The sequence below is a fragment of the Thermomonas sp. HDW16 genome (genome assembly GCF_011302915.1).
In the GTDB taxonomy this organism is placed as follows: Bacteria; Pseudomonadota; Gammaproteobacteria; order Xanthomonadales; family Xanthomonadaceae; genus Thermomonas.
Window position 1 is genome coordinate 1,975,735 of record NZ_CP049872.1, and the last position, 17,526, is coordinate 1,993,260.

Consider the following 17,526-nt stretch of genomic DNA (forward strand, 5'->3'; position numbering starts at 1 on the left):
TCCAACCGTTTCGATGGGTGCGCCGCACTCGCCGCGCACTTCATGTCCAGTCCAACGCGATAACCCGCTCATAGCGGCACCGCCTCGACCTGGTAGCCATCGCGGCGCAATGCGGCGAGCAATCCCTCCGCTCCCGCCAGGTGCACCGCGCCAACCGCGACCAGGCATGGGCCGTCCTGGAACAGCGTTTCCAGTTGGCCGATCCAGCGCGCATTGCGTTCTTCGAGCAGGCAACGGCGCGAACGCTGCTCGATCGCCCTGGCCTCGTCGCTGAGGCCCTCCATGCGATCGATGTCGGCCAACCATGCATCCAGGTTGCGCGCGCGATACCAGGCCATCGCCTGCGCGGACTCGATGCGCAGGATCCACGACGCGTTCAATCGTTCGCCGAGCACCCGCGCATGTTCTTCAGCCGGCACGCAATCCAGCGCTTGCAACTGTTCTTCCAGCGTTTCCAGATGCAGCACGCGCTTGCCTGCGCTGGCGGCCATGCGCTGCAGGCGTGCATCCATCGTCGTATCGCCCCCGGACTCGCCGCGCGCTTCCAGCAAGGCCAGCACCGACCATGGCTTCATCCGGTCAAGATCCTGCGGCCGCACGTTCGGCAACAACGCGCGCGCCTTCTCGAAGTCGTCGCGACCGATCATCTTCGACAACGGATCGGCCGGCGACAACCAGCGGTAGTCGTCGTAATCCGTCTTCCACGACGCGTCCATGTCCGCTTCGTTGACGAAGGTTTCCACCTCCACGAGCGTGCGCTCAAGCTGCGGATAATCGATGCCCTGTTCTTCGGGCGTGCCGAAATGGATCGTCGCCAGCAGGTAGCTGGGGCGTGCTTCCGCAGGCGTCGGCGCGGCCGGCTGCGGTTCCTGCACGGCTTCGGCGGGGAGCGTTGCCGGTGCCGGCGGCACGATGCGGAACAGCACGCCGCGCGTGCCGGCGGTTGGCGATCTCGGCAGTACGCTGCTGGATGCAGGCAGGTCAGCTGACGGTTCGGATTGTGCTGCGTTCGCCGCTTGCCCGGACGTTTCCTGTGGTGGAATCGCCTGTGTTCGAGGAAGCTGCGATGCCGCTGCTTCCGTGGCGGCTTGTGCCGCGATGCCACGTGTCTGTTCGTCCCGCGCTTGGCGCTGCGGCTGCGGGGCGATTTCCGGGTTCGCCTGCTGCGGTACGCCAGCGGATACCGCCGCCGACAACAGCATCGCAGGCAGCAGGCAACCCGCGCCGCCGCTGCGTGCGTGCGCCTTGGATGCGCGCTGGCGTGCTGCCTTGGTCATGGGTGGATTCGTTCGTTGCGCCGGCCGGACGCGATGCACTGCATCTTTCGCGAGCGCGCCGCGCGCAACCATATGTCGTAGGAGCTATGCCGTTGGAATGGCGCGTTTCGTGTCCGTTCCGGCCACGAAACACCGTGAACCCCAATGGGCGCGATTGCGTGCGCCGGACCGCGTGCGGAGATGCTCACTCATGGAAGTACCGCAATGAAGGTGCTCATCGCGGACGATCACCGCCTGATCATCGAAGGCGTGAAGATCAAGCTTGCCGAGCTTGATCCAAACGTCGATGCGGTAGTGGCGATGAACCTGGAGGAACTCGACCAGGCCATCGCCGCTCACGCGGACGAGCTGGATCTTGCATTGGTCGATATCGCCATGCCCGGCACCCAGGGCCACCAGCACGTGGCCAAGCTGCGCGAACAGGCACCGGCATTGCCGGTGATCGTTCTGTCCGGCTCCGAGGACGCGGATCTGATGCGCGCCTTGATCGATCTTGGCGTGCTCGGCTTCATCCCCAAGGCCTACTCCCCCGACGTCATGCTCTCGGCGATCCGGCTGGTGCTGGCGGGCGGCATCTACATTCCACCCCTGCTGCTGGCGAATGCACAGGCGCAGGGCTGGCAGCCGCTGGAAACAGCGACAACCGGCGGCCCGACGCATTCGGTCGATGCGCTGCGCAACCTGCTCACCGAGCGCCAGATCGACGTGATGCGGCTGCTTTCGCAAGGCAAGCCGAACAAGCTGATCGCGCGCGACCTGGGCATCAGCGAAGGCACGGTCAAGATCCACCTGGCGGCGATCTTCCGCGCGCTGAACGTGCGCAATCGGGTCGAGGCCGTGGTTGCCTCGCGCAAGCTGCAGGGTCTATGACGATTTGGCACGCGGGCCATAGTGCGTCCGCCGTATTGTCGGCGCGTCGGTAGCAGCGCAGCCTGAGCCCATATGGACGGCCCATTCGAGGCCGTAGAGGCTCGCCATGAACCGCTCCGCATCCACACCTCGCAGCGCCATGTTCCGCATGCCGTGGCTGGCATTGGGCATCGCGGTCAGCAGTTTCGCCGCAGCACAAAGCACGCCGGATCCCGCAACCGCACCGGCCAACCCAGACCTCGGCCCTGCGTTCGCGACCAAGAATGCGGCCTACACGCCGGTGTTGTTCGACGAAATCCCCGGTTGGGAAGACGAGAGCTTCGACGAGACCTACGCAAGCTTCGCCGCCAACTGCAAGGCCATGAAGCGGCGTTCGGCCTGGGCACCGATCTGCAGCAAGCTGGCGAAACTGCCGAAAAACGACGCCGCGCTTCGCGACTTCATGCACGACGAGTTCTACGCCTACCAGATGCTGACGCCCACCCGCAGCGCGACCGGCAAGCTGACCGGCTACTTCGAACCGCTGATCTCGGGATCGCTGCGCAATGAAGGCGCATACAAGTACCCGATCTACGGCATTCCAAACGACATGTACATGGTCGATTCCCGCACGGTGGCCGGCCAATCCAGCCGCTGGCTGAAGGCATCTCAAGGCAAACTGCTTGGCGCCGAAGCGGGCACTTCCGGTGCGCGCCAGTACAAGATCGACCTGACCGGAATGTCGCCGAACACGCGCGACAAGCGCTACCGCGTGCGCATTGTCGGCGACACCGTGTTGCCGTACTACAAGCGCCAACAGATCGACGACAACGGCATCGACGCACCGGTGCTGGCTTGGGTCGCCGACCCATACAAGTTGTATTCGATGCAGATCCAGGGCTCGGGCAAGATCCAGCTCAAGGACGGTGGCCTGATCCGGTTGGCCTATGCGGAACAGAACGGCTACCCGTTCATGCCGAACGCCACACGCGGCGATTCCGATGCGCTGCTGCTGGCGATCAAGGCGCGCGCATTGATGGAACCGGAGAGCATCGAGATTCCCGGCGGCACCCGTGGCGTGAAGAAGCCTGGTGGCGGCCAGGACGACGAGGTGGCACGCATCGTCGCCGCATTGCAGGGCAACGGCAGCTACGGCTCACCCGCGACCGGCAGCAAGCCGAAGGCGGCGACAAGCAAGAAGAAGGTCGCCAAGGCCAAGCCGAGGCCGAAACCCGCAGCCAGCCAATCCGACGACTTCGCGCCGGCCGAAACCATCGCGGTCGAATCCTCCGACGTCGAGGCGATGATCCAGGCCTTGCTGAGCGTGCCCGTCGCCGACGAAAGCGACTACGTGACCGTCGAAGACGATGTGCCGGCGCAAGTGGCCGATACGCCGCGTCCGTCCGCGAAATCGAAACCTTCCGCCAAGCCCGCGCCACGCATGGACATGTCCGAATTCGAGGGCAAGGGCGGCGGCAAGGGCGCCGGGCAGGCGGTAGGCAGCGGCAAGGCGGTGCCGAAGACCGGCATCGGGGATCCCAGCTACGTGTTCTTCCGCCGCATCGGCGATGGCCCGGAAGGCCCGATCGGCGCACTTGGCGTGCCGTTGAGCCCGGGTCGTTCGATGGCGGTGGATCCGCGCGCCACGCCACTGGGCGCACCGGTGTTCATCGACGGCCAGCAACCGGGCGGCAAGGGCCCGATGCGGCGGCTGGTGTTCGCCCAGGACACCGGCGGCGCGATCCGCGGCAGCGTGCGTGGCGACTTCTTCTGGGGTTTCGGCGACAAGGCCGGCAAGATGGCGCTGCAGACCAACCAGCCGGTGAAGATGTGGCTGCTGTTGCCGAAAGCGGTGGCCGGCAGCGCCGCCGCCAGCGGCATCAAGACCCGCGGCGCGGCGCCGTTGCGCGACTGCGCGGTGCCGGACGAGGAGTTCTGCGTCGAGGATGACGGCAGCACGCTGGACGAGTTGCTGCCCGCGCAGTGATGGTGCGCAAGCGCGCGCACGCAATGCGGGCATCGTTGCGGCCGTCGCATCGGCGCCAGAGGGCATACGCCTTCCGGCGAATGGCCGCGTAGGCAACGGCTATCTAGCCTGTGACGCTACCGGGCGCGCATGCCGCGACGCCCGGCCACGCCGCTGGAACGCCATGCTCGAAGAGCTGTTGCCCTATTACGAGAACGAACTCACCTACCTGCGACGGCTGTCGAAGGAGTTCGCCTCGAAATATCCCAAGATCGCCTCGCGCCTGCAGATGGAAGGCGAGGTCTGCGAAGACCCGCATGTCGAGCGGATGATCGAGTCGTTCGCGTTCCTCACTTCGCGCATCCACAAGAAACTCGACGACGAATTCCCACAGGTCACCGAAGCCATGCTGTCGGTGCTGTACCCGCACTTCCTGAGGCCGGTGCCGTCGATGTCGATCGCGCAACTGCAGTTGGCGCCAGGTGCCGAAATCAGCGCGATGCAGGAGCTGCCGCGCCACAGCCAGTTGCTGTCGCGCCCGGTGCAGGGTCTGCCAGTGCGCTATCGCACCGGTTACCCGGTCGAGGTGTGGCCACTCCGGATCGCCGACGCGCGGCTGGAAGCAGCAGAGCGATCCGCCTTCGCCGTCACCCAGGACGACACCGTCGCCACCTTGCGCATCCGCATCGAGGCGACCGGTCAACTGCCCTTGTCGCAACTTCCGATCCGGCGCCTGCGCCTGTACATCGACGGGGAAAGCCCACTGGCGCATGCGCTACACGAACTGCTGCTCAATTCCGTGGCCGGCATCACCCTGCGCGCGCCCGACGACGCGCCGCAGGTGCCGGCGGTGCGGCTGCCGGCAACGGCATTGCAGCCGGTCGGCTTCGACGACGAAGACTCCCTGCTCGAATACGACCCGCGCTCCTTCCTCGGTTACCGGCTACTCCAGGAATATTTCGTGCTGCCGGAGAAATTCCTGTTCGTCGACCTGACCCAGCTCGACACATCGCGCTTCGACCGCTCGATGGAGATCGCCATCGAGCTCGGCAGTTTCGGCCGGCCGGAACGCCTGCAGCGGCTGGAGCAAGCGGTCTCGGCGGAGACCTTCCGCCTGTTCTGCACGCCGATCGTCAACCTGTTCAAGCAGCAGGGCGAACCGATCCGCGTCTCGCAGGAGCGCCACGAATACCAGGTGGTGCCGGACGTGCGCCGCCCGCTGGGACTGGAGGTTTATTCGATCGACTGGGTGCGCAAGTCCAGCCGCACCCCCAGCAGCAACGACGTGGTCGAGTTCCATCCCGCCTATTCGGTCAGGCATGGTCTGCACGACGATGGCGACGGCCATTACTGGTACCTGCAACGCCGGCCTTCGCTGCTGCCGAACGACGACGGTTCCGACGTGATGATCAGCCTGGTCGACCGCGACATGAATCCCCGTGCGCCGGCGGTGGATACGCTCTCGTTGAGCCTTACCTGCACCAACCGCGACCTGCCCTCGGCATTGCCGTTCGGTGGCGACGACAGCCTGCTGCAACTCGAACAAGGCGGCGTCATCGCCAATGCGCGCTTGCTGAAGAAACCCAGCGCGACCTGGCGTGCGCCGATGCGGCTGGCGAACCAGTGGCGGCTGATTTCGCACCTGTCGCTCAACCACCTATCGATCGTCGATGGCGGCCGCGAGGCCTTGCTGGAAATCCTCAGCCTGTACAACTTCGCGGACTCGGTCACGGTGCGCAAGCAGATCGCCGGCATCGTCGATGTGTCCGGGCGCCCATCGGTGAGCCGTATCGGCCAGGCACCGCGCCAGGCGTTCGTGCGCGGCACCGAGATCGAACTGGAATTCGACGAGAACCAGTATGTCGGCTCGGGCGTGTACCTGATGGCCTGCGTGCTGGATCGCTTCTTCGGCCTGTACTGCACCGCCAATTCCTACACTCGCCTGAACGTGCGCAGCCAGCAGCGCGAAGACTTCATGGTGCGTTTCCCACCGCGCAGCGGCAGCCTGCCGCTGGTATGAGCGCATGAGCACGGACGCGCCCGGCATCATCGCTACCGCCAGCGAACTGGTCGCGCCGGGCGACCCGATGCAGCCTGCGGTCAACCGCTTGCTGGAGGAACCCGGGCGCTTCGGCTTCTTCCAGGCGGTGCGCCTGCTCTACAGCGTCAACGGCTTCGACGGCCGTGGTACCGGTGCGCGGCCGGGCCCGTTGCGCTTCACCACGCCGGCATCGCTGGCGTTCCCGCCTTCCGAGTTGCATTCGGTCGTGCAGGCGGATGCGGCGACACGCGTTTGCGTGAACTTCCTCGGCCTGACCGGGCCGTCCGGCGTGCTGCCGCGCACGTATACCGAACTGCTGATCGCACGAAAACAGGTGCAGCGCGACCAGAGCGCACAGGACTTCCTCGACCTGTTCAACCACCGCCTGGTCTCGCTGTTCTGGCTGGCCTGGGCCAAGCACCGCCCGGAAATCGGCCGCCAGTTCGGTTTCCACAACTCGATCTATCGCTACCTCGAACACATCGTTGGGCTGGGCACCCCGGCCTTGCAGGCACGCCTGCATCCGAACAAGCGCGGCACCACGCAGGCGAAGCCGCTGCCCAGCGCGGCGATGACGTACTTTTCCGGGCTGATCGCACAGCGCCCGCACGGCGAACGCGCGATCGCGCAAGTGGTGTCGGCGGTCGTCGGCGCACCGGTGCAGGCCAATGGCTGCCTGGGCACCTGGCAGGACATCGACCGTGACGCGCGCACCCGGCTTGGCCGCCGCAACGACCGCCTGGGCAGCGGTTGCGTGCTCGGCACCCGCTACTGGGATCGGCAGACCACGCTGCGACTGACCATCGGCCCGGTCGAGCGCGGCAAATTCAACGCTTTGCTCCCACGCGGCGCACAGTTGCCTGACATCATCGAGCTCACTCGTTTCCTGACCGGACTCGCCATCGACTTGCGCATTCGCCTGTCGCTGCGCGCCGACGAGGTACCGCAACTGCGATTGGGCACGCGCAACGCCGATCGCCCGCAATTGGGCTGGAACACCTGGCTGCGCGGGCGCTCCGACCCACGCCCTGCAAACGACTGCGAATTCCACTTTTCCGCAATGGGAGGCCAATCATGGCACTGAACCTGCGCGCGCTGATCGCGCGATTGAACACCACCGTCCGCGGCGCGATGGAAGGCGCAGCCGGCCTATGCATGTCGCGCGGCCACTATGAAGTGGAAGTCGAACACGTGTTGCTGAAACTGATGGAAGTCGAGAACACCGACATCCGTCGCATCCTGCGCCAGTTCGAAATCGCGCCGGAAGCGCTGGAGCGCGAACTCGGCAAGGCGCTGGACGCCTTCAAGAGCGGCAACCAGCGCACGCCCGCGCTGTCGGCGATGATCCCGAAGTTGTTCGAAGCCGCCTGGGGCTGGGCTTCGATCGAATACGGCGAGGCCAAGATCCGCAGCGGCCATGTGCTGATCGCGCTGCTGGCGGATTCCGAACTGCGACGATTGATCAGCGTCAGTGCTCGCTCGCTGGAGAAGATCAACCTCGAAACCCTGACCAAGAATTTCCACGCGCTGACAGAAGCCTCCAGTGAGGCGCGTGACGCGCGCGCGCTGGGCGATGCCGGCGGCGCGATCGGCTCCAGTGGCGACGCCGCAACGCCCGGTGCCGCCGCAGGCGGTGGCAAGCCGAGCAAGACGCCGAACCTGGACCAGTACTGCATCAACCTCACCCAGCGCGCGCGCGACGGCAAGCTGGATCCGGTGCTCGGCCGCGATTCGGAAATCCGCCTGATGATCGACGTGCTCACCCGTCGCCGGCAGAACAACCCGATCCTCACCGGCGAGGCGGGTGTGGGCAAGACCGCGGTGGTCGAGGGCTTGGCCGTGCGTATCGCCACCGACGACGTACCGCCGCACCTGCACGGCGTGGAATTGCTTTCGCTCGATCTTGGCCTGCTACAGGCCGGCGCAAGCGTAAAGGGCGAGTTCGAGAACCGGCTGAAGGGTGTGATCGAAGAGGTCAAGTCCAGCCCGAAGCCGATCATCATGTTCATCGATGAGGCGCACACCCTGATCGGCGCCGGCGGTGCCGCGGGCCAGAACGATGCGGCCAACTTGCTCAAGCCGGCGTTGGCGCGCGGCGAAATGCGTACCATCGCCGCCACGACGTGGAGCGAGTACAAGAAATACTTCGAAAAGGACCCTGCCCTCACCCGACGCTTCCAGGTGGTGAAGGTGGATGAACCGGACGACGAAAAAGCGGTCTCGATGTTGCGCGGCGTGGGCCAGTCGATGGCTGCGCATCACAAGGTGCGCATCCTCGACGAGGCGATTACCGAAGCGGTCAAGTTGAGCTCGCGTTTCATCCCCGGCCGCCAGCTGCCGGACAAGGCCGTCAGCGTGCTGGACACCGCCTGCGCCAAGGTCGCCATCGGCCAGAACGCCACTCCGGCGCGGATCGAGGATGCCAAGCGGCGACTCGATGTACTCGCCACCGAACGCACGCAGCTGGAAAAGGAAACCGCTGGTGGCAGCGATCATGCGAAGCGGCTAGGCGAAATCGCCGCGGAAACCGCATCGGTCACCGAAGCGTTGGCGACGGACGAAGCCCGCTTCGCTCAGGAAAAGGAATTGGTCGGCAAGATCCATGCGGAACTCGACAAGGTCGAGGCGTTGCCCGCGGACGATCCGGCACGCGCCGATGCCGTGGCCACGCTCAATGCCGTCCGCGCCGAGCTGAAGGCCTTGCAGGGCTTCGAACCGATGATCCTGCCGGTGGTGGATTCCAGTGCAGTCGCGGAGATCATCGCCGGCTGGACCGGGATCCCGGTGGGGCGCATGGTCGCCGACGAAATCCAGACCGTGCTCAAGCTGAAGGACACGCTGGAGGAACGCGTGATCGGCCAGAGCCACGCGCTCGACGCCATCGCCCAGCGCGTGCGCACTTCGCGCGCCAACCTCGAGGATCCGGACAAGCCGAAGGGCGTGTTCCTGCTGGTCGGCACCTCCGGCGTGGGCAAGACCGAAACCGCGATCGCGCTGGCCGACGCGCTGTACGGCGGCGAGCGCAGCATGATCACCATCGCCATGTCCGAGTACCAGGAGGCGCATACCGTCTCCAGCCTCAAGGGCAGTCCGCCCGGCTACGTCGGTTACGGCGAGGGCGGCGTGCTGACCGAAGCCGTGCGACGCAGGCCCTATTCGGTGGTGTTGCTGGACGAAATCGAAAAAGCGCACCCGGACGTGCTGGAGCTGTTCTTCCAGGTATTCGACAAGGGCCGCATGGAGGATGGCGAAGGCCGCGAGATCGACTTCCGCAATACGCTGATCATCCTCACCTCCAACGCCGGCACCGACCTGGTGATGCAGGCCTGCAACGAATCCGAAGACGTGCCCGCGGTGGCCTACCTCAACGACCTGCTCAAGCCGGAGCTCAACCGCGTGTTCAAGCCGGCATTCCTGGGCCGCACCGCGGTGATCCCCTACTACCCGCTGCGCGACGAGAACATGCGCAAGATCGTGCGCCTGAAGCTCAACAAGATCGGCAAGCGGATCAAGGCCAACCACGGTGCGGATTTCGTGTACGACGACGCCGTGGTGGATGCGATCACCGCGCGCTGCACGGAAGTCGATTCCGGGGCGCGCAACATCGACAACATCCTGACCGGCACCGTACTTCCGGAGGTCTCCGGACACGTGCTGGAACGCATGGCCGAAGGCGGCGGCATCGCCAGCATCCGCATCGGGATGGGCGAGGATGGTGCGTTCGCCTACGCCGTGGCCTGAGTACCTGGGCATGGCACGCCGCCAACCGGACTAGGCCCTTCGCGCTATCCGCGGCGATCGAAGTACGCCACGGATAGCACTTCGGACGAATGTCGCGCGCGGCCGCGACCGCGGACGATAGGCATCGACAAGCGAACCCGACCATGCCTTCCAGCCTTTCCACCAGCAACCGGATGTATTTCCTCACCTTGCCCGAGTATGGGGAGGACGACCTGCTGATCGAGGAAATGACCGGCCACGAGGCGGTCTCGCAGCTATTCGAATTCCAGCTCAGCCTGCTCTCCGAACGCGACGACATCGATCCGCTCAAGATCATCGGCAAACCCGGCATCTTGCGCGTCGAGACACGCGACCCGGGCGTCATGGATGGCGAACGCCACTGGAACGGGGTGGTCTCGCATTTCGCACAAACCGGACGGGTGCAGTCGGCGGACGGCGGCGACCTGTACGCCTACGAATGCGACATCGTGCCCTGGTTCTGGTTCCTGACCCAGCACGAGGACTGCCGCATCTTCCAGGACATGACGGCACTGCAGGTCATCGAAACCATCTTTGAGGAATTCGGCTATTCCGACTACAAGCTGGACGTGGCGGAAAACCACCCGACCCTGCGCTATTGCACGCAGTACAACGAAACGAGCTTCGACTTCATTTCCCGCCTGCTGGAACGGGAGGGACTGTATTACTACTTCCGCCATTCCGAAGACGGGGAAACGCGCCACATCCTCACCATCACCGACCACAAGGACGACAACCCCGCCTGGAACCGGACATCGTCCAGTTCCACCATGCCGATGCGGGAGACGCGTACGACACGATCCGTACCTTGTCGCGCTCGCAACAGATGCGTACCCGCAAGGTGACCCTGTCCGACTGGGACTACGAGAAAAAAAACACGCTGAGCGAGAACACGCCTACGGTGCTGGGGATCGGCGAGGGCCGCGACCTGGAGCGCTACCGCTACCCCGGCGGCTTCGTCGAGGCGGATGTCGGCAAGCACCTGTCACGGGTGGTCATGGAAGCCGAGGAAGCCAGCCACCTGCGCCTGCGCGGCAGCGGCAAGGTGCGGGCATTGGCACCCGGCCACATGTTCTCGCTGGAAAGCCACCCGTTCGACGATTTCAACAGCGAATACATGGTGCTCTCGGTCTGGCACCGCGGCCACAACAACCTCAGGAACGAAGGCGGTGCCGCCGGATACGACAACGACTTCACGCTGCAACCGCGCACCGCGGTCTTCCGCGCACCGATGACGACGCCGAAAGGACACATGCGCGGCCCGCAGACGGCGATCGTGGTCGGCCCCTCCGGGGAGGAAATCTATACCGATGCGATGGGGCGCGTGCTGGTGCGTTTCCACTGGGACCGCAAGGTCGACGGCCGCAACACCAATTACCCGGACGATGGCGCGACCTGCTGGATCCGGGTGGCGCAGATGTGGGCGGGCAACGGCTACGGCAGCCTGTTCATCCCGCGCATCGGCAACGAAGTGGTGGTCGACTTCCTGGAGGGCGATCCCGACCAGCCGATCATCCTCGGCAGCGTCTACAACGGCTTGAACAATCCGCCGGTGGATCTCCCCGCCAATGCCACGCACTCCACCATCAAGACCTTGTCTTCCAAGGGCGGTGGCGGTTTCAACGAGATGCGCTTCGAGGACAAGAAGGGCCAGGAAGAGATCTTCCTGCACGCGCAGAAGAACCTGCAGGTGCGCACCGGCAATTGCCGGACCGAAGCGGTTGGCGTGCATTCGGACCTCAGCATCGGCAAGAGCCTGACCGAATCCATCGGCGAGCACCACAGCGCAGCCATCGGGATCAACGAGACGATTTCCATCGGTTCGAACCGGGCATGCACGATCGGCGCGGACGACTACCTCACCGTCGGCGCGAACCACCACACCGATGTCTCGGCCAACGATTCGCATTCGGTCGGCGCGGGCTACAACCTCACTGTCGGCGCGAACATGATCGTCAACGCCGGCGCCAATATGGATCTCAAGGCGGGCGCGAATCTCGTGCTTGAAGCCGGAACGATGCTGAGCATCAAGGCCGGGGGCAGTTCCATCGTGCTCGGGCCGGCCGGCGTACAGATCACCGGAACCATGGTCTTCATCAATTCCGGCGGCGCCCCACTGCCCGCGAAGCGTGCGCAGAAGGCCGAAAAGGCGGACAAGCCGAAGGATGCGGCGCAAGCGATCAAGTCCTCGGCCGGCAAGGTCAGCGATCCGATCCAGCAGGCGCAGGCGCGGGCACTGCGCAAGGCCGCGCAGACAGCCGTACCGTTCTGCGCCGTCTGCGAAGCGGCGCGCGCGCGACTCGCATCCCTGCAGAGTGGACGATGACAACGCATTACATCCCGCCACCGGCTTCCCCTCGATCCATGACCGGATCGAAGGCTCCGCTACGTATATCCGAAGCAGGGAAGCCCAGTACCGTACCGACGGCAAACGCGCATCGCGCAGCGGCCAGCGGGCGGTCAGTCGTTCAGCCTGGAAAGGTCGCCGTGATCCGACAAGAGCAATTCGAACTCCTCAAGCGCGCAATCTTCGGCGGAAACGATCTCCCTGTGTTCGCCGTACTGGACGGTGCCGTCATCAACGGACTTCCCGACCTGCTGGAGCAACATGCACCGGAGGCGATGTGCCTGTTCTCCGGCAACCTGGATCCAATGCTGCAGGCCGCGGCACCGTACGTACTCGAACTCGTGAACAATGCCGGTGCCACCCAAATCGCTTTGCGCGACGGCTGGAACGAACACTGGGGCATCGTGGTGGTCGCGGATCCAGGAACCGACGCCTATGCCCTGCGCAGCCACCTGCGCCGCATCCTGCGCGTCGCCGGGCCGGATGGCAGCCCGATGCTGTTCCGCTTCTACGACCCGCGCGCGTTCCGTTCGGTGGTGCCCACCTTCGACGACGAACAACGCAAGGCGTTCTTCGGGCCCATCCGCGGCTGCTGGATCGAAAGCCGCAGCGCGGACGCGGCCCTGTATATCGCCCGCGATCCCTCGCAACAGCAGCGCACCCTGCAGCTGGCGTTGGCGGCATAGACGCCATGCTCGAACTCAAGCGCAAGCAGATGGCCGTGATCGGCGAGGTGCAACTCCGCAACAACCTTGCGGACTTCCTGGGCCGCCACGTCGACGGGATCGGCGCGCTACCGCTGGATCGGCTGGATGCCGAACTCGACGCAATCATCGCCTATTGCCGCAAGACGGGCCTGCGCAGCCAGCGTGCAATTGCCTCCTACGCGCTGGCCTGCTCGCTGTTCGGCAACGAGCGCGTCGCCGGGGATCCATCGATCATCGGCGTGCTCGCCGATCGCAACAGCTCGCAGCTCGATCGCGCACTCTTGATCGAAATGTGGACGGCGACCGCCTATGGCGACTATCGCCGGATGCAGGGAGGCTGACATGTTCGAAGGACTCACCGAAGGCCTGTCGAACGTCGGTGCCGCTGCCGGACAAGCCGTGCAGCAGGCGCAACAGCAGGCATCCGCCGCCGCGAATTCCGCAGCCAGCGCCGCGCAAGGCGCGATCTCCGAAGCGCAAACCGCTGTGGCCAATGCCACGGCCGCCGCCGCAGGCGCGGCCAATGGCGCAGTAGCGCAGGCCCAGCAAGCGGCGCAGCAAGCGGCGGCACAGGCGGGCGCCGCCGCGCAGGGCGCGCTGAACCAGGCCAACCAGGCCATGGACACTGCGCGCAGTGCGGCCAACGACATGGCGCAGAACGCACTGGCGCAGGCCAACGACGCGTTGACCAACGCCAGCCAGCAGGCCGGTGCTGCAGTGCAGAGCGCTTTGTCGCAAGCGCAGGAAGCGGTGAACCAGGCACAGAGCCAGGCCAAGGCGCTGGCCGAGGGTGCCTTGTCCGCCGCTTCGGAAGCATTGGACAGCGCGATGGCCAGCGCCGAACAGGCCGCGCAGTCGGCCATCGACAATGCGATGGGCATGGTCGACAACGCCATGGGCATGGTCGAAGACGGTGTCGGCAATGCACTGGATGCCGCCAACAACGCCATCGACCAAGCCCAGGACATGCTGCGCGATGCCGCCACCGATACGTTGCAGCAGGCGCGTAATGCGGTGATGGACAACGCCCGCAATGCACTCGGCCAGATCGCCCCCGCATTGGATGCGCTGCCGCACAGCTTCCCCAACCTGCCGGTGGATTTCCCGGCATCGGAATGCCCTTACGTGCGTGCGCTGCAGGACGAACTCGCCAGGCGCGCCGCGCAAGCGAACAACGCACTCGGCAATGCCGCCAGCGCACTCGGCGATGTCGCCGGCCCGATGCTCGACCAGGCCAACAATGCGCTGGATCAGGCGGATGCCCTCGCCGACCAGGCGCTTGGGGCAATGGACGATGCAATGGCTGCACTCGACCAGGCGCAGGCTACAGCCAACAGCGCCGCGCAACAGGCACTGGGGGCCGCGAAGGATGCGGTGCAGCAGGCGCAGCAAGCTGTCCGCGAACAGGCCGGTGCCGCCATCGCGCAGGCGAAGGATGCGGTCAATGGCATGAAGGAGCAGGCGCAGCAGGCAGCGCAAGGTGCCATCGACCAGGCCATGGCTGCCGTGGATTCCGCACAGCAGCAAGCCGGTGATGCCGCGCAACAGGCGATCACCACCGCACAGGATGCAGCCGCGCAGGCGCAGCAACAGGTCACGCAGGCCGCGCAACAAGGACTCGCGCAGGCCAACCAGGCCGTGCAACAGGCGCAACAGGCGCTGAGTGGGGCCGCGCAAGGGGCACTCAACAACGCACAGAACGCCGCGCAGTCTGCTGCCGCACAGGCGGGAGAAGCGGCGCAAGGCGCGATCGCCAGTGCGCAGGGTGCGATCGGCAACGCTGCCAACGCCGCCGGCCAAGCCGCGCAAGGTGCCGTTGGTGCGGCGCAATCGGCCGCGGCAGGTGCCGCTGCGGCGATGGGCAATGCGGCCAGTTCACTTGGCAATATGGGCAACATGTTCGGCTGATGTCGCTTACCCAGTTTGCGTGCGTCACGAAAAAGCCGGCCTAAAGCCGGCTTTTTGGTCACGTGCAAATGGCCACCCTCAAGGAATCATCTCGGTCATCTGCCCCGGATTGGTCACCGTGATGACACCACCCCATGTGCATTGGCACGTGCATGTATTGTCGAGCGCCGGCATGTAGCCCAAGAGCACCGTTGCCGCCCCCGGTTTCCATGGCGTCGTGACTGGAATGCAAGGCATCGGCGTCAACACACCCAGCGCCGTTGCCGTGGCCGATGCGACTGTTGGATTCGCCAGCGACGTGCACATACCGAACGGCATGATGTTCTTCATCGGCACGAAGTCCATGATATTGGCAGCCGGCTGATTACCGGACAGCACCCTGTTTTCCGGCGTCACCACCAACGTCGATGGCGCCACGCCGAAAGGACACATCAGGGTGGCGCCATTGACGACCTGAATCGGCATGATCGCGCCCTTTGGACGGTCAGCCGCCGGTCGCCTGGATCTCCACACGGCGATTTTCGGCCGCGTTCGGATCGTCGTTGTTGAGCAGCTGGCTTTCGCCCTTGCCCATCGCCTTCAACCGCGAGGACGCCACGCCGTTTTCCATCAGGTAACGGCGCACGGCGTCCGCACGACGGTCGGACAAGGCCTTGTTGTATCCCGCCGAACCGCTGGCATCGGTGTGCCCGATCACCGTGAAGTTGCGGTTCTGCAACTGCGGCGACGCCAATGCCTTGGCCAGCGTCGCCATGGTTTTTGCGGAGCTGCCGGCAATATCCGCCGAGTTGTATTCGAAGTTGATCTGCATGTTCACCGAAGCCGGTCTTGGTGCGGCCGGCGCGGGTGCCGGTGCAGTGGACATCGAAGCGGCGCCCGGGCGCAGCGCACGGGTCTGGCCCGGCCCGGCTGCGGGCGCATCGGCCTTCAGGCTCTCGATGATCGAATCCACCGATGGCGTGCTCTGCGCATCCTGCGCATGGACACCGCCGCAAACGACCAGCACGGCGATCGCCAGCGCGGAACGGAGAATCTTGATACTGCTCATGTCTGTCCTCGTAGCGTTGCGGCCTTGCGGCCTGGATGCATTCCGGCGGGTCATTGCCGCACGGCGATCGGCACATGCCGATCCTCGCCAACGAGTCTGCGCCGCGGAACGGTCGATTTCGATACCACGTTCGGCCTAGTTCAGGCACCTGCAAACGCGGGGACTGCACTTCACAGCTAGCACCGATGGGATATCGCGGCGAGCCACGGCCTTGACTAACCTGAACAAGCGTTCCCGGGGGTATTCCATGGAGGCGATGCAGCAACTCGCGCTGGCATCGGGCACCGCCATCGGCGGTGGGCTGTTCGGCGCAGCCGTTTCCGCGGCGCTTCGCCTGCGTGCACAAAGGCGCGACGCGCTGCAAGCCGCAAGACTCATCGCCAACGGCTCCACGCCTCCCCTGGACGCATCGCATCCCTTGTCTCCCTTGTTGGAGGAGATAGCACGACAATTGGCGGTGCTGCGTCGTGTCAACGATGACAACGACCAACAACGCAGGCAACTATCGGCCGAGATGGCCCGGCTGATGACCCAAGCTGATGGCGCGAAGCGGGCCAAGGATCGCTTCCTGGCTGCGATCAGCCATGATTTGCGCCAGCCCCTGCAGTCGATGGGCCTGACCCTGGAACAACTGCGTCGCGATGCGCCGCCTTCGCAGGCTGGCGAGATTGCCCAGCTGGACGCCGGGATGCGCGCAATCGTCCATGTGCTGGATGGGCTGTCGTTGCTGTCGCAACTCGAAGCCGGTGCACTGCAGGCACATGCCGCGCCCTGCGATCTCCGCAATCTGTTCGCGAGCATCATGGCATCACGATCCGATGCCACACGACGCGCCGGCATCGCGTTATGCGCGCATGCGGGCGACCATGCCGTATACACAGACCCCGACATGTTGAGGGGGCTATTGGAACGCCTGATCGACAATGCGATCAAGGCCAGCAAACATGGCGCGCGCGTGCTGCTGGTGGCGCGCCGGCATGGCGGCGACGTCCGCATCGAAGTCCGGGATGGTGGCGTCGGCATCGCGCCGATCCATCAACCACGGGTATTCGATGAATTCTTCCAGGTCGGCAACCCGGAACGCGATCATCGCAAGGGGCTCGGCCTCGGGCTATCGATCGTCTCGCGGTTCGCCGCATTGTTGGGTACGCGCGTCGAACTTCGCTCTCGCCTGCATGCCGGGGCCTGCTTCTGGCTAACCTTGCCGCGGGCATCCGTATTGAAGCGTCCACCGTGCGCCGTGCTGAGGGATCTCGATTCGCCACAGCGCGAGGCATTGGCCGCGATGCTCAGATCATGGGGCTATGCCGTCTACGCAGACGCGGATGTAGACACCGCATCCGCACTCATCGGTAGTGGCGATGAAGGGATCGATGCGGTCTTGTGCGCAGTGGATTCCGACGACGATCCGGCATGGGCCTTGATCCGCACGACCGCTAGCCATTACCCGCTGGCCGCGCGCATCGTGTTGTGCACGCAGCCCGGGGCGGGCTTGCTGGAAGCCGCTTCGCGCCATGGCGCACGTGTCCTGTCACACCCGCCGCCGCCATCGAAGCTGCGGTCCCTGCTCGCCAGACGAACGCACCAACGCATGCCGGGCGCCGCCTGAGCGGTACCCGTGATC

At 65.2% G+C, this 17,526-nt stretch carries 12 protein-coding genes and 1 pseudogene; 10 read left to right on the plus strand and 3 right to left on the minus strand.

The annotated features are described in order from the left end of the window. Positions 1 to 68: 68 nt before the first annotated feature. A complete protein-coding gene (locus tag G7079_RS09195) occupies positions 69 to 1,277 on the minus strand; it encodes a TraB/GumN family protein (protein WP_166057024.1) in 1,209 nt (402 codons plus the stop codon). A gap of 204 nt (positions 1,278 to 1,481) precedes the next feature. Between G7079_RS09195 and G7079_RS09200 the strand changes: the two genes are divergently transcribed. The 9 genes and pseudogenes from G7079_RS09200 to G7079_RS09245 all read left to right on the plus strand — a co-directional run bounded on the left by G7079_RS09200 (position 1,482) and on the right by G7079_RS09245 (position 14,854). Beyond that, entirely contained in the window at positions 1,482 to 2,147 is a 666-nt protein-coding gene (locus G7079_RS09200; RefSeq protein WP_166057025.1) for a response regulator transcription factor, read from the plus strand. Between the two features lie 106 nt (positions 2,148 to 2,253). Beyond that, a complete protein-coding gene (locus G7079_RS13360) occupies positions 2,254 to 4,113 on the plus strand; it encodes an MltA domain-containing protein (protein WP_206203198.1) in 1,860 nt (619 codons plus the stop codon). A 163-nt stretch (positions 4,114 to 4,276) separates the two neighbouring features. Next, complete coding sequence (gene tssF, locus G7079_RS09210; RefSeq protein ID WP_166057026.1) at positions 4,277 to 6,112, plus strand: type VI secretion system baseplate subunit TssF; 1,836 nt, start codon at positions 4,277 to 4,279, stop codon at positions 6,110 to 6,112. A gap of 4 nt (positions 6,113 to 6,116) precedes the next feature. Further along, positions 6,117 to 7,217, plus strand: a complete 1,101-nt coding sequence (tssG, locus tag G7079_RS09215; RefSeq protein ID WP_166057027.1) for a type VI secretion system baseplate subunit TssG — start codon at positions 6,117 to 6,119, stop codon at positions 7,215 to 7,217. After that, positions 7,208 to 9,874 carry a type VI secretion system ATPase TssH gene (tssH, locus tag G7079_RS09220; protein WP_206203199.1) on the plus strand — a complete coding sequence of 889 codons (2,667 nt, stop codon included), beginning with the start codon at positions 7,208 to 7,210 and terminating at the stop codon, positions 9,872 to 9,874. The genes tssG and tssH overlap by 10 nt, the downstream gene beginning before the upstream one ends. A gap of 227 nt (positions 9,875 to 10,101) precedes the next feature. Beyond that, a pseudogene (tssI, locus tag G7079_RS09230) lies at positions 10,102 to 12,218 on the plus strand (type VI secretion system tip protein TssI/VgrG). Between the two features lie 161 nt (positions 12,219 to 12,379). After that, positions 12,380 to 12,925: a DUF4123 domain-containing protein gene (locus G7079_RS09235; RefSeq protein ID WP_166057030.1), complete on the plus strand. Its 546-nt coding sequence runs from the start codon at positions 12,380 to 12,382 to the stop codon at positions 12,923 to 12,925. Positions 12,926 to 12,930: 5 nt separating this feature from the next. After that, a complete protein-coding gene (locus G7079_RS09240) occupies positions 12,931 to 13,287 on the plus strand; it encodes a hypothetical protein (RefSeq protein ID WP_166057031.1) in 357 nt (118 codons plus the stop codon). A 1-nt stretch (position 13,288) separates the two neighbouring features. Continuing rightward, entirely contained in the window at positions 13,289 to 14,854 is a 1,566-nt protein-coding gene (locus tag G7079_RS09245; protein WP_166057032.1) for a hypothetical protein, read from the plus strand. A 78-nt stretch (positions 14,855 to 14,932) separates the two neighbouring features. On the opposite strand, the gene G7079_RS09250 is transcribed toward G7079_RS09245, so the two are convergent. Together G7079_RS09250 and G7079_RS09255 are read right to left on the minus strand one after the other, a co-directional pair. Further along, positions 14,933 to 15,319, minus strand: coding sequence for a DUF4280 domain-containing protein (locus tag G7079_RS09250; RefSeq protein WP_166057033.1), 387 nt, complete (start codon positions 15,317 to 15,319; stop codon positions 14,933 to 14,935). 19 nt (positions 15,320 to 15,338) lie between these two features. Continuing rightward, positions 15,339 to 15,902 carry an OmpA family protein gene (locus G7079_RS09255; protein ID WP_166057034.1) on the minus strand — a complete coding sequence of 188 codons (564 nt, stop codon included), beginning with the start codon at positions 15,900 to 15,902 and terminating at the stop codon, positions 15,339 to 15,341. 247 nt (positions 15,903 to 16,149) lie between these two features. On the opposite strand from G7079_RS09255, the gene G7079_RS09260 reads away from it, so the two are divergent. Continuing rightward, positions 16,150 to 17,511 (plus strand): hybrid sensor histidine kinase/response regulator, encoded by a 1,362-nt coding sequence (locus tag G7079_RS09260; RefSeq protein ID WP_166057035.1) that lies wholly within the window; start codon positions 16,150 to 16,152, stop codon positions 17,509 to 17,511. The last annotated feature ends 15 nt before the right edge of the window (positions 17,512 to 17,526 follow it).